Here is an 11,913-nt window from a genome sequence, read left to right as displayed (position 1 = left end):
GGGCCGCCGCGCGGGCCCCCCGGAGGCCCGGACCGGCGGCGCCCGATCAGGACAGCGGAGCCTCCAGCGCGTACCCCACGCCGTGCACCGTGCGGATCCAGCTCGCACCGATCTTCCGGCGCAGCGCCTTCACGTGGCTGTCGACCGTGCGGGTGCCGGACGCGTCGGTCCAGTCCCACACCTCGGCCAGCAGCTGCTCGCGGGTCAGCACCGCGCGCGGCTGGGCGGCCAGGCAGGCCAGCAGGTCGAACTCGGTCGGCGTCAGGTGCACGTCGCCCGAGCCCAGCCGGACCCGGCGCTGCACGTGGTCGATCTCCAGTTCGCCGAAGCGCAGGCTGCCCAGGGCCGGCGTGCGGGCCGCCTGCTGGGCGCGCTCCACCCGGCGCAGCAGCACGTTCACCCGGGCGGCCAGTTCACGCATCGAGAATGGCTTGGTCATGTAGTCGTCCGCGCCGACGCCCAGGCCGACCAGCAGGTCCGTCTCGTCGTCCCGTGCGGTCAGCATCAGCACCGGCACCGGGCGCTGGGCCTGGATCCGGCGGCACACCTCAAGGCCGTCGAAGCCCGGCAGCATGATGTCGAGCACCACCAGGTCGGGCTGCCAGGTGTGGAACCCGTCCACCGCGCCCGGCCCGTCGTGGGCCACCGCCACCTTGAAGCCCTCGGCCCCCAGCCGGGCCGCGATCGACTCCGCGATGGTCGGCTCGTCCTCCACGACGAGCACCCGTCGCTGGGTGCCCACCGGGCCACTGCTGATCGTCTCTTGCTGGATCTCTGTCACGGTCACGCCACCGCCCCCAGGGCTGCGGGCCGGCCGCCTGTGGGGACGGCGGGCTCCGCTTCTGTAGTCGTCTTGTTCCGTCGTGGGCTGTGCCCCGCCCGTCGGTGCTGCTCCTGGCAGCGTACGGACGCCGTCCCCGCCCGCGAGGGCGGACCGGAGGATTCCGGCCGCGGACCGTTCGTGTTTGGCAGGTCCCCGTTCGGACGGGCACGGGCCTGTACCTTACCCGCAGCACTTGCGACCTGTAACGGTACGTGTGCGAGCGGCATATGCACGGACAGTGGTCTTCACAGGACTTCCGCAGACACCTCTCACCTGCCACCCGTATCGTGGGCCCGACGGAGGCCTTCGGAGGGCACCATGACCAGCGCGGAACTGCGACGACGACTGATCCGGCCCGGCCTGCGGGCCGTTCCCACGCCGCGGACCAACCCCTTCGCGCTGGGTTACCTCGCGGTGCTGCTCGGCACGACGCTGTACGCGCGCTTCGGCGACCCGGACACCGTGGAGCGGCTCCAGGCGGTGTCCTCCACGGACGCGCACAACCTGATGGCGCATCCCGTGCTCTCGCTGATCGGCAGCGGGATGTGGGTCGCCGGATCGGTGTGGATGCCCTACTTCTGGGCGTTCGGGTTCACGGTCGCGCCGCTGGAACGCCGGGTGGGCGGGCTGCGGGCGCTGGCCGTCTTCGGGGCCGGGCACGTGGGCGCGACGCTGCTCTCGCAGGGAGTGGTGGTCGCCTCGGTGGCGGGGGGCGCGACCGGGGCGGACGTGCTGGACGCGATGGACATCGGCGTCAGCTACGGGGTCCTCGCGTCGCTGGGCGGACTGGCCGGGCTGCTGCGGCCGGTGGGGCGGGTGGTCGCGCTGGGGGCCGGGCTGGCGCTCATCGGGCACCAGTTCGTGAGCGGGCCGGACCTGGTGACGGCGGTCGGGCACCCGGCGGCGTTGGCGCTGGGCATCGCGATGTGGCCCTGGCTGCGGAAGGGTCCTCGGCGGCGTCGGCGGGCGCGGGCCTGGAAGGCTGCGGCGGTCGTGGAGGGCTGATTCGCGCCCACCTGAACCCTCTTCGCTCAGGGTGAACACCCGGAGGGGAACAACCGACGCCGCCCAAGCCTTAGTCAGGTCGACTCAACTTCACTGACTGGGGAGAGATCATGGCATCGACGTCCGTTCCGCTCACTCTGCCTGTGCTGCCGCTCGACGACGAGGTGGTGCTCCCCGGCATGGTGGTTCCGTTGGAGCTCTCGGATCCGGAGGTGAGGGCCGCCGTGGAGGCGGCCAGGGCGGGGAACAGCGGGGGAAAGCCGCAGGTGCTGCTGGTGCCCCGGCTGGACGGGTCGTACGCGGCGGTGGGAGCGCTGGCGACGGTCGAGCAGGTGGGGCGGCTGGCGGACGGCGATCCGGCCGCGCTGGTGCGGGCCGTGCGCCGGGTACGGATCGGCAAGGGGACGACAGGGCCGGGGGCGGCGCTGTGGGTGGAGACCACCCCGTTCAAGGAGTCGGACCAGGGCCTGCCGGTGGCGGGTCGGCCGGCCGAGCTGGTCAAGGAGTACAAGGCGCTGTCCACGAAGTGGCTGCGCAAGCGCGGGGCCTGGCAGATCGTCGACCGGGTGGCCGCGATCGAGGACATCGGCGAGCTGGCGGACAACATCGGGTACGCGCCGTTCGCCACCGCCGAGCAGAAGCTGAAGGTGCTGCTGGAGGCGGACCGTCCGGCCCGGCTGGAGTACGCGCTGGGCCTGCTGCGCGAGCACCTCGCGGAGGAAGAGGTCGGCGACACCATCCGCAAGGACGTCGAGGAGGGTGTCGCCAAGCAGCAGAAGGAGTTCCTGCTGCGGCGCCAGCTGGAGGCGGTCCGCAAGGAGCTGGCCGAGCTGAACGGCGAGTCGGGCACCGAGGAGGACGACTACCGGGCCCGGGTGGAGGCCGCGTCGCTGCCGGAGAAGGTGCGGGAGGCGGCGCTCAAGGAGGTCGACAAGCTGGAGCGGTCCAGTGACCAGTCGCCCGAGGGCTCGTGGATCCGGACGTGGCTGGACACGGTGCTGGAGCTGCCGTGGAACGAGCGCTCCGAGGACGCGTACGACATCGCGGCCGCGCGGGCGGTGCTGGACGCCGACCACACCGGGCTGGTCGACGTGAAGGACCGGATCGTCGAGTACCTGGCGGTGCGCAAGCGCCGGTCCGAGCAGGGGCTCGGGCTGATCGGCGGTCGGCGCGGAGGTGCGGTGCTGGCGCTGGTCGGGCCGCCCGGCGTCGGCAAGACCTCGGTGGCCGAATCGGTGGCCCGGGCGATGGGCCGGTCGTTCGTCCGGGTGGCGCTCGGCGGCGTGCGGGACGAAGCGGAGATCCGCGGCCACCGGCGGACGTACGTGGGGTCGATCCCCGGGCGGATCGTCCGGGCGATCAAGGAGGCCGGGACGATGAACCCGGTGGTGCTGCTGGACGAGATCGACAAGGTCGGCTCGGACTACCGGGGCGACCCGGCGGCGGCGCTGCTGGAGGTGCTGGACCCGGCGCAGAACCACACCTTCCGGGACCACTACTTGGAGGTCGAGCTCGACCTGTCGGACGTGGTGTTCCTGGCCACCGCCAACGTGCTGGAGGCGATCCCGGAACCGCTGCTGGACCGGATGGACGTGGTCCGGCTGGACGGCTACACCGAGGACGAGAAGGTCGCCATCGCCCGCGACCACCTGCTGCCGCGCCAGCTCGCCAAGGCGGGCCTGGGCACGCCGGAGCTGACGGTGGACGAGGAGACACTGCGCCGGCTCGCCGCCGAGTACACCCGGGAGGCGGGCGTCCGGAACCTGGAGCGGGCGATCGCGCGGATCCTGCGCAAGATCGCGGCGCAGACCGAACTGGGCGAGCGGGAGCTGCCGGCCGCGATCGGCCCGGACGACCTGCGGGCGCTGCTGGGGCGGCCGCACCACGTGCCGGAGTCGGCGCAGGAGCCGGCCGAGCGGCGCACCGCGGTGCCGGGTGTGGTGACCGGGCTGGCGGTGACCGGGGCCGGCGGCGACGTCCTCTACATCGAGGCGTCGCTGGCGGACGCGGAGACCGGTTCGACCGGGCTGACGCTGACCGGGCAGCTGGGCGACGTGATGAAGGAGTCGGCGCACATCGCGCTCTCCTACCTGCGGTCGCGCGGCGCCGAGCTGGAGCTGCCGGTGACGGGCCTGCGCGAGCGGGGCATCCACCTGCACGTGCCGGCCGGCGCGGTGCCGAAGGACGGCCCGAGCGCGGGCATCACGATGACCACGGCGCTGGCCTCGCTGCTGTCGGGGCGCAAGGTGCGCACCGATGTGGCGATGACCGGCGAGGTGTCGCTGACCGGCCGGGTGCTGCCGATCGGCGGGGTCAAGCAGAAGCTGCTGGCCGCGGACCGGGCCGGGGTCACCACGGTGATCATCCCGAAGCGCAACGAGGCCGACCTGGACGACGTCCCGGCGGAGGTGCTGGAGCGGCTCACGGTGCACGCCGTGGCCGACGTCCGGGAGGTGCTGCGGCTGGCGCTGGAACCGGCGGAAGTGCTGGTCGCGGCCGCCTGACGGTGGCCGGAGGGCCGCGGGGTGTCCACTCCGCGGCCCTCGGTGGTTGCCGATCCGGGCCCGTGGCAGACTTCCGGCATGCCGTCCCCTACGCAGCGCGCGCTGACCGCAGTGCCGGAGTCGTTCCGTCCGTTCCTGGTCAAGCACCGCAAGTTGGTGAAGTTCCTCGTGGTCGGAGGAACGTGCTTCCTGCTCACCATGGTGATCAACTTCGCCCTGAAGATGACCGTGTTCGAGGCCAAGCCGATCGTCGCCCTGACCGTCGCGACCGTGATCGCGACCGGTGTGTCGTACGTGCTGAACCGGCAGTGGTCGTTCCGGGCCGCCGGCAAGCAGCGTGAGGCGATCCTGTTCGTGGTGGTCAGCGCCCTCGCGGTGGGTGTGAACGACCTTCCGCTGGCTGCCTCGCGCTACGTGTTCGACCTGCGCGAGCCGGACGTCAGCCACTTCACCCAGGAGGTCGCCGACTTCGTCAGCGGCATGATCGTCGGCACGCTGGTGGCGATGGTGTTCCGTTACTGGGCGATGAACCGGTTCGTGTTCACCCACCTGTCGGACCGGGTGATCTCGGACGAGCAGGGGCGGGAGCCGGAGCGGGTCTGACCCCCGCCCTGCGCGTGCCGGCCGCTCACGCCTCCGTCGGGGCGGGGCGGCCGAGGAACGGTCGGCGGGACGCGGCGACGAAGGTGACCGCGACGCCGATGGCGGCCCAGACCGCCAGCACCGTCAGCGGCATCGCCATCGCGGAGGAGCCCAGGTAGGCGACCGAGCGGGTGGCCGAGGTGCCGGCACCGTTCGGGATCCACTCGCCGATGGCCCGCCAGAACGTCGGCAGCAGCGGCGGCGGGTAGACGCCGCCCGCACTCGGGTTGCCCAGCACCACGAACACCAGCACGGCCAGGCCGATGCCGATGATGTCGAACAGGCACTGCAGCGCCATGGTGAACGCGCCGACCGAGAACACCACCAGCGCTCCGACGGCGCTCAGCGCCAGGATCGAGCCGGGCAGCGCGTTCAGGATCGGCCCGGTGATCAGCGTGCCGCCGAGGCCCGCCGCGACCGAGTAGAGCGCCAGGGTGCCGAGCCGCAGCCCGGCCCGGTGGACGTTGGCGGGACGGGCGCCGGCGCTGACGCCGAGGATCGAGGCGACCAGGTAGCCGCCGACGCACCAGCCGACCACCAGGTAGAAGCTGGACAGGCCCTTGCCGTCGCCGGAGGCCAGCGGAATGGTGTCCTGCACCTCGACGGTGCGGTGCTGGGCCGCCGCCACCTTGGTGACGATCAGCTCGGCGGCACCGGACGCGGCCGGGCCGCGGGCCTCGGCGACCAGCAGGGTGTCCTGGGTGCCGGCCGGGTCGAACACCCAGGCGGCGTAGATCTTCTGGTCCTTGATCCGGGCCTGCGCGGTGGCCACGTCGGGTTCGACGGAGGCGCGCACCGCGTTGTCCGGGACGGACTCCAGGGCAGCGGTCAGCTTCGGGGCGATCTCGGGCGGTGCGACCACGGCGATCGACAGCTCGTGCGGCTTCGGCTGGTGGAGCGCGCCCACGTACGAGGTGATGAAGCCGAGCTGGAGCAGCAGGACGGCCACCACCAGGAAGAACGCGCGGGGGGTCACCGCGTCCTTGAGCTCGCCGACGAAGCCCTTCGCAGGCTCTGCCATGGGTGGGCATCTCCCTATCAATCCGGTGCCAGTACGCAAAACGGATACTTCATATCATGAAACAGTTGCGCGCCGAGGGAGGCGCGGCCTGCGCGATACTGAGCGCCATGAACGACCCCGTGGCGGACCCGGACGCCGCCGAACTGGCATTTCTCGCGGTCGAGCGCGAGGTGGCGACGCTGTTCCGGCGCAGCCGGGCGCGGGCGGCCGAGGTCTCCCGGCTGGTGCACCCCGAGCTGGAGGCCGGGGCGTACGTGCTGCTCTCCTTCATCCGGGAGTCCGGGCAGGCCCGGGTGACCGACATCGGGCTGCACTTCGGGGTGGGCAAGGCCACCGTCAGCCGACAGATCCGGGCGATCGAGGAGCTCGGGCTGCTCTGCCGGGAGACCGACCCGCTGGACCGGCGGGCCTCGCTGGTGTCGCTGACCGAGGAGGGCGAGCGGCGGTTCGCGGCGGCCCGGGTGGCGCGGATGGCGCGGTTCCGGGCCTCGCTGGCGGGGTGGGAGCTGGGTGAGCTCGAACACTTCGCGCGGCTGCTGGAGCGCTTCAACGAGCTGACCGAAGGGGTCTGACCAGGGATTTCGACGGTTCCTTTACCTGGGCTTGAAGAAAGTTGCCCTAGTCAACTATCTGCGTATAGTTGCTTGAGGCAACGAATTTTCAGTCGAAGGAAGCGCATGTCGACGACCCACCCGACCGCCCCGCAAGCCCAGATGTCGCACCGTCAAGTGCTCGAAGCCCTCTCGGGCCTGCTCCTCGGCCTGTTCGTGGCCGTGCTGTCCTCCACGGTCGTCTCCAACGCGCTGCCGCGGATCCTCAACGATCTGCACGGCGGCGAGTCCGCCTACACCTGGGTGGTCACCGCCGCCCTGCTGTCGATCACCGCCGCCACCCCGCTCTGGGGCAAGCTCTCCGACCTGGTCAGCAAGAAGCTGCTGGTCCAGATCGCCATGGTGATCTATGTGCTCTCGTCGGCGCTGGCCGGCCTCTCGCAGAGCATCGGCATGCTGATCTTCTGCCGCGTGCTGCAGGGCATCGGCGCCGGCGGTGTGATCGCGCTCGGCCAGATCTGCCTGGCTGCGATGGTCCCGCCGCGCGAGCGCGGTCGCTACAGCGGCTACTTCGGCGCGGTCTTCGCGCTCGCCACCATCGGCGGCCCGCTGATCGGCGGCGTCATCGTGGACACCTCCTGGCTCGGCTGGCGCTGGTGCTTCTACGTCGGCGTCCCGTTCGCCCTGCTCGCCATCTTCGTACTGCAGCGCACCCTCAAGCTCCCCGAGCACCCCAGCCGCAAGCCGAAGATCGACTACCTGGGCGCGGTGCTGATCACCGCCGCCGTCAGCCTGCTGATGATCTGGATCTCGCTGGCCGGCAAGAACTACGACTGGCTGTCCTGGCAGACCGCGGTGATGGTGATCGGCGGCCTGGCGCTGGCCGGGCTGTTCGTCGCCGTCGAGAAGCGCGCCGCCGAACCGCTGATCCCGCTCGGCCTGTTCCGGCACCGCACCGTCGCGCTCGCCTCGGTGGCCTCCGCGTTCGTCGGCGTCGGCATGTACGGCACCACCACCTTCCTCGGCCAGTACTTCCAGCTCGCCAAGGAGAAGACCCCCACCCAGGCCGGCCTGCTCACCCTGCCGATGATCCTCGGCCTCGCGGTCTCCTCGACCGTGGCCGGCAAGCTCATCACCAAGTACGGCAAGTGGAAGGGCTACCTGGTCGGCGGCACCGTCATGCTGGCCGTCGGCCTCGGCCTGATGGGCACCTCCCGGGCCGACACCTCGTACGCGCTGCTCTCGCTCTACATGCTGATCGCCGGCATCGGCCTCGGCCTGACCAGCCAGAACCTGGTGCTCGCGGTGCAGAACACCGTCCCGCGCAACGAGCTCGGCGCGGCCAGCTCGGTGGTCACCTTCTTCCGCACCATGGGCGGTGCGATGGGCGTCTCCGCGCTCGGCGCGCTGCTCGGCCACAAGGTCGCCTCCTACACGGCGGAGAACTTCGCCAAGGCCGGCATCCCCGCCCCGCTGGGCGGCGGCGACGGCATCCCCGACCTGCACAAGCTGCCCGCACCGATCGTCCCGCTGATCACCGACGCGTTCGGGCACGGCGTCGGCACCGTCTTCCTGGTCGCCGCTCCGTTCGCCGCGGTCGGCTTCCTGCTGGTGCTGTTCATCCGCGAGGTGCCGCTGCGCACCGGCGCGGACGAGACCCCGGCTCCGGCCAAGCCGGTGGAACTGGTCGCCGACTGACCTGCCTGTCGACATGCGAGAAGGGCCCCCGGCGGGATGGACGGCGGGGGCCCTTCGTCGCATTGGGACCTCGGCGAACGGCGGGGCGGGGCGCCGGGGTCGAGGGCTGTAGCCGGCAGGGGCGTTGCCGAGTGGGCCGTGCGGTGGCGATCGGTGTTGCGCTGTCGCTGACGGCTGCGCAGACGCGGGGCTGCCGACGTGCGGGAAGGGCCCTGCCGGGTGGCGGGGCGGGGCGCCGGGGTCGAGGGCTGTAGCCGGCAGGGGCGTTGCCGAGTGGGGCGTGCGGTGGCGATCGGCGTCGCGCTGTCGCTGACGGCTGCGCCGACGCGGGGCTGCCGGCGTGCGAGAAGGGGTCCTGCCGGGTGGCGCTGCCGATGGCGGTGGCGAGCGGCAGGGGCGTTGCCGAGTGGGGCGTGCGGTGGCGATCGGTGTTGCGCTGTCGCTGACGGCTGCGTGGGGCTGCCGGCGTGCGGGAAGGGCCCTGCCGGGGTGGCGGGGCCCTTCGTCGTGTCTGGTGGCTCGGAGGTGCGTTACTTGGCGGCGATCAGTGAGATGCCGTACGCCACCGCCGCCGCGCAGGCGGCGAAGCACAGGCCTGCGGCGACCAGTGCCGGGGTGCCCTTGCCGGTGCCGGCCTCGACGGCGGCCTCCCGGCGGGACAGCGCCAGGTTGCCCAGCGCGAAGACGGTGACGACGGCGAGGGTGATGGCCAGGCTGACGCCCGCGGTCTCGGCCAGAGCGGCCCACTTGATGTGCATGGTTCGGAGTCCTCTCAGGCCGCGATGGTGGTCTGGCCGGTGGGGCCGCCGGTGACCGGCAGGTCCACCGTCTCGCTGTCGTTCACGTTGTCGGCGTGCACCGGCTGGCGCCGGGAGATCAGCCACATCGAGCCGGCGCCGAGCACCAGCGCCACGCCGACCACGGCCACGCCCCAGTCGCCCTGGTCGGCGATCAGGGCGGCCAGGCCGGACACCGCGGCGGCGGCCGGCAGAGTCAGGCCCCAGGTGTAGGCCATGCGGCGGACCATGCCCCAGCGCAGCTTGCCCGACGGGCCGCCCAGGCCCGCGCCCATGATGCCGCCGGAGCAGACCTGGGTGGTGGACAGGCCGTAGCCCATGTGCGAGGAGGTCAGGATGACGGTCGCGGCGGCGGTCTCCGAGGCGAAGCCCTGCGGCGGCCGGATGTCGGCCAGACCGGAGCCCATCGAGCGGATGATCCGCCAGCCGCCCATGTAGGTACCCAGCGCGATCGCCATCCCGGCGCTGACGATCACCCAGGTCGGCGGGCCGTCGCCCTTGTGCAGCTGACCGGCCGAGATCAGGGTCAGCGTGATGATGCCCATGGTCTTCTGCGCGTCGTTGGTGCCGTGCGCCAGCGAGATCAGCGAGGAGGAGAAGATCTGGCCTCGACGGAAGCCCTTCTCGGTGCTCTTCTTCGGGGTGCCGCCGGTGATCAGGTAGGCGATCTTGGTGGCGCCCCAGGACGCCACGCCCGCGATGATCGGGGAGGCCACCGCCGGGATCAGGATCTTGGAGACCACGGTGGTGAAGTTGACCCCGCCGATGCCCGCGCCGACCACGGTCGCGCCGATCAGGCCGCCGTACAGGGCGTGCGAGGAGGACGAGGGCAGACCCTTCAGCCAGGTCAGCAGGTTCCACAGGATCGCGCCGACCAGGGCGGCGAAGATGATCGAGGGTTGCAGTCCGGCCTTCTCGTTGACGATGCCGCCCGAGATGGTGGTGGCGACCTTCACGGAGAGGAAGGCACCGGCGAAGTTCAGCACCGCGGCGATGGCGACCGCGACCTTGGGCTTGAGGGCGCCGGTGGCGATGGAGGTGGCCATCGCGTTGGCGGTGTCGTGGAAGCCGTTCGTGAAGTCGAAGGCGAGCGCCGTGATGATCACAACGGCCACCAGGAACGTGATGTGTTCCATACCCAAACAATCGTCGAAGTGGTCGGACTGACGTTGCTGTCCGTCGCGACCGTAGGAAGCCTTGGTGAACGGGAGGTTAACTCGGCGCGGAGTCGTGGTTCCGTTAGTGGCGCGGGAGTTGCCGTGTCGTCTGATTTCCGTGGAGATCACGGCAGCCGATGAGAGGGTTGTCACACTTCGGCGAAGGTGAGAATTCACTTCACGCCCCCCAGGGCATCTGCCGGGAACCCCCCTCCGCATGGCAGGATCGGTCCGATCGCCGACGGAGAACCAGGGGAGGGCCGGCCGATGGGGGCAGGGCAGCGCGCGGAATCGACCGGACTGCGGCCGTGGGTACGTGCCGCGCTGCGCTGCGGGGCGGTGATCGCCGTCGCCGCACTGGCCCTGCCGTTCGCCTCCGCCGCGTACGCCGCGCCCAGCCCGAACACGCCGAGCTCCGCCCCCGCGGGCGACCCGCTGGCCGAGGCCAAGGCCACCCTGGGCCCGCTGCTGGAGCAGCTGCACACCCTGTACCAGGAGGCCGAGGCCGCCACCGAGCAGTACAACGGCACCGCCGCCCGGCTCACCGAGCAGCAGGCCACCGTCCAGGACCTGAACCTCCGGGTGACGCGGCAGCAGGAGGCCGTGGACACCGGCAACGACCTGGCCGCGCAGCTGGCGGGTGCGCAGTACCGCAACAGCCAGATATCCGGGTACGCCGAGCTGCTGCTCGCCAAGGACCCGTACGAGGCGGTGGTGATCGCCGAACTGCTCGACTCCGCCGGGCGCTCGCAGAAGGCGTTCCTGGAGCGGCTGAAGGCCGACCGGGACACCCTGACCGCCGCGCAGCTGTCCGCCCAGCAGGCGCTGGCCGACGCGCAGGCGCTGGCCACCCAGCAGGAGCAGCAGAAGAACGACGTGGCCAAGAAGCTGGCCGACGTGGAGACCCTGGTCGGTTCGCTCACCGGCGCCCAGCGCAGCGAGCTGGAGGAACTGGAGCGGCAGCAGGCCAACGAGGCGCAGCTGGCCTTCCTGGCCTCCGGCGCGCTCGGCAAGGGCGAGCGCACGCCGTCCGCGATGGGCCGCAAGGCGGTGACCTGGGCGCTGAAGCAGCTCGGCAAGGACTACGTGTGGGGCGGCGCCGGGCCGGACGTGTTCGACTGCTCCGGCCTCACCTCGCAGGCCTGGCTGCACGCCGGCAAGGCCATTCCGCGCACCAGCCAGGAGCAGTGGGCGCAGCTCAAGCACGTGCCGCTGAACCAGATGCGCCCCGGTGACCTGGTGGTCTACTACGGCGGCGCCACCCACATCGGGATGTACATCGGCGGCGGGCTGGTCGTGCAGGCTCCGCGTACCGGTGACGTGGTGAAGATCTCGCAGGTCGGCGCGATGCCGATCCTGGGCGCCGTCCGGCCCGACCCGGAGGACAACGCGGACGACGCGGGCGGCGAGTGGAAGGTGCCGGACGTGAAGGTCGGCGGGTCGAAGATCCAGCCCACCAAGCCGTCCAACCTGCCGCCCTCGCCGGCCCCGAGCACGCCGGCGCCCGGCGGTGCCGGCTCGCCGGCCCCGAAGCCCGACAAGCCCGTTCCGTCGCAGCCCGGCGGCAGCGGCTCGCCGAGCACCGACCCCAGCGGGACGCCCAGCGGCTCGGCCTCCGGTACGCCGAGCGGCTCGGCCTCGGCCTCGGTGTCCGGGTCGGCGTCGGCGAGCGCCAAGAGCTCCGAGTAGGCCTCACCGGCAGGTTTGGGAACGAC

10 protein-coding genes are annotated in these 11,913 nt (G+C 71.7%); 6 read left to right on the top strand and 4 right to left on the bottom strand.

Translation table 11 applies throughout. The features are described from left to right. Positions 1-46: 46 nt before the first annotated feature. On the bottom strand, positions 47-781 hold the full coding sequence (locus AMK19_RS21810) for a response regulator transcription factor (protein WP_014138042.1): 735 nt from the start codon (positions 779-781) through the stop codon (positions 47-49). A 360-nt stretch (positions 782-1,141) separates the two neighbouring features. Here AMK19_RS21810 and AMK19_RS21805 point away from each other — a divergent pair, with 360 nt between their 5' ends. The 3 genes from AMK19_RS21805 to AMK19_RS21795 all read left to right on the top strand — a co-directional run bounded on the left by AMK19_RS21805 (position 1,142) and on the right by AMK19_RS21795 (position 4,935). After that, positions 1,142-1,828: a rhomboid-like protein gene (locus tag AMK19_RS21805; protein WP_073814323.1), complete on the top strand. Its 687-nt coding sequence runs from the start codon at positions 1,142-1,144 to the stop codon at positions 1,826-1,828. 110 nt (positions 1,829-1,938) lie between these two features. Beyond that, complete coding sequence (gene lon, locus AMK19_RS21800; RefSeq protein WP_073814321.1) at positions 1,939-4,332, top strand: endopeptidase La; 2,394 nt, start codon at positions 1,939-1,941, stop codon at positions 4,330-4,332. Between the two features lie 78 nt (positions 4,333-4,410). Continuing rightward, positions 4,411-4,935 carry a GtrA family protein gene (locus AMK19_RS21795; RefSeq protein WP_073814319.1) on the top strand — a complete coding sequence of 175 codons (525 nt, stop codon included), beginning with the start codon at positions 4,411-4,413 and terminating at the stop codon, positions 4,933-4,935. A 25-nt stretch (positions 4,936-4,960) separates the two neighbouring features. Here AMK19_RS21795 and AMK19_RS21790 read toward each other — a convergent pair whose 3' ends face one another. After that, positions 4,961-5,995, bottom strand: coding sequence for an ABC transporter permease (locus AMK19_RS21790; protein ID WP_073814317.1), 1,035 nt, complete (start codon positions 5,993-5,995; stop codon positions 4,961-4,963). 107 nt (positions 5,996-6,102) lie between these two features. Between AMK19_RS21790 and AMK19_RS38150 the strand changes: the two genes are divergently transcribed. Beyond that, positions 6,103-6,567, top strand: a complete 465-nt coding sequence (locus AMK19_RS38150) for a MarR family winged helix-turn-helix transcriptional regulator (protein WP_073814315.1) — start codon at positions 6,103-6,105, stop codon at positions 6,565-6,567. A 105-nt stretch (positions 6,568-6,672) separates the two neighbouring features. Next, positions 6,673-8,244 (top strand): MDR family MFS transporter, encoded by a 1,572-nt coding sequence (locus tag AMK19_RS21780; RefSeq protein WP_083647169.1) that lies wholly within the window; start codon positions 6,673-6,675, stop codon positions 8,242-8,244. Between the two features lie 530 nt (positions 8,245-8,774). On the opposite strand, the gene AMK19_RS21775 is transcribed toward AMK19_RS21780, so the two are convergent. Then, on the bottom strand, positions 8,775-9,002 hold the full coding sequence (locus tag AMK19_RS21775; RefSeq protein WP_073814311.1) for a hypothetical protein: 228 nt from the start codon (positions 9,000-9,002) through the stop codon (positions 8,775-8,777). 14 nt (positions 9,003-9,016) lie between these two features. Continuing rightward, positions 9,017-10,177: an inorganic phosphate transporter gene (locus AMK19_RS21770; RefSeq protein ID WP_073814309.1), complete on the bottom strand. Its 1,161-nt coding sequence runs from the start codon at positions 10,175-10,177 to the stop codon at positions 9,017-9,019. Between the two features lie 288 nt (positions 10,178-10,465). Between AMK19_RS21770 and AMK19_RS21765 the strand changes: the two genes are divergently transcribed. Then, positions 10,466-11,887: a C40 family peptidase gene (locus AMK19_RS21765; RefSeq protein WP_073814307.1), complete on the top strand. Its 1,422-nt coding sequence runs from the start codon at positions 10,466-10,468 to the stop codon at positions 11,885-11,887. Positions 11,888-11,913: the final 26 nt, after the last annotated feature.

This window comes from Kitasatospora sp. CB01950 (assembly GCF_001905465.1).
Taxonomy (GTDB): Bacteria; Actinomycetota; Actinomycetes; order Streptomycetales; family Streptomycetaceae; genus Kitasatospora.
The sequence above is the reverse complement of the archived record's forward strand: the minus strand, read 5'-3'. Positions and strand labels throughout refer to the sequence as shown.

Excerpts from the sequence above, each read along its gene's own strand:
- AMK19_RS21770 (WP_073814309.1), bottom strand. The coding sequence starts at position 10,177 with ATGGAACACATCACGTTCCTGGTGGCCGTTGTGATCATCACGGCGCTC.
- AMK19_RS21775 (WP_073814311.1), bottom strand. The coding sequence starts at position 9,002 with ATGCACATCAAGTGGGCCGCTCTGGCCGAGACCGCGGGCGTCAGCCTG.
- AMK19_RS21795 (WP_073814319.1), top strand. The coding sequence starts at position 4,411 with ATGCCGTCCCCTACGCAGCGCGCGCTGACCGCAGTGCCGGAGTCGTTC.
- lon (WP_073814321.1), top strand. The coding sequence starts at position 1,939 with ATGGCATCGACGTCCGTTCCGCTCACTCTGCCTGTGCTGCCGCTCGAC.
- AMK19_RS21805 (WP_073814323.1), top strand. The coding sequence starts at position 1,142 with ATGACCAGCGCGGAACTGCGACGACGACTGATCCGGCCCGGCCTGCGG.
- AMK19_RS21790 (WP_073814317.1), bottom strand. The coding sequence starts at position 5,995 with ATGGCAGAGCCTGCGAAGGGCTTCGTCGGCGAGCTCAAGGACGCGGTG.
- AMK19_RS38150 (WP_073814315.1), top strand. The coding sequence starts at position 6,103 with ATGAACGACCCCGTGGCGGACCCGGACGCCGCCGAACTGGCATTTCTC.
- AMK19_RS21765 (WP_073814307.1), top strand. The coding sequence starts at position 10,466 with ATGGGGGCAGGGCAGCGCGCGGAATCGACCGGACTGCGGCCGTGGGTA.
- AMK19_RS21780 (WP_083647169.1), top strand. The coding sequence starts at position 6,673 with ATGTCGACGACCCACCCGACCGCCCCGCAAGCCCAGATGTCGCACCGT.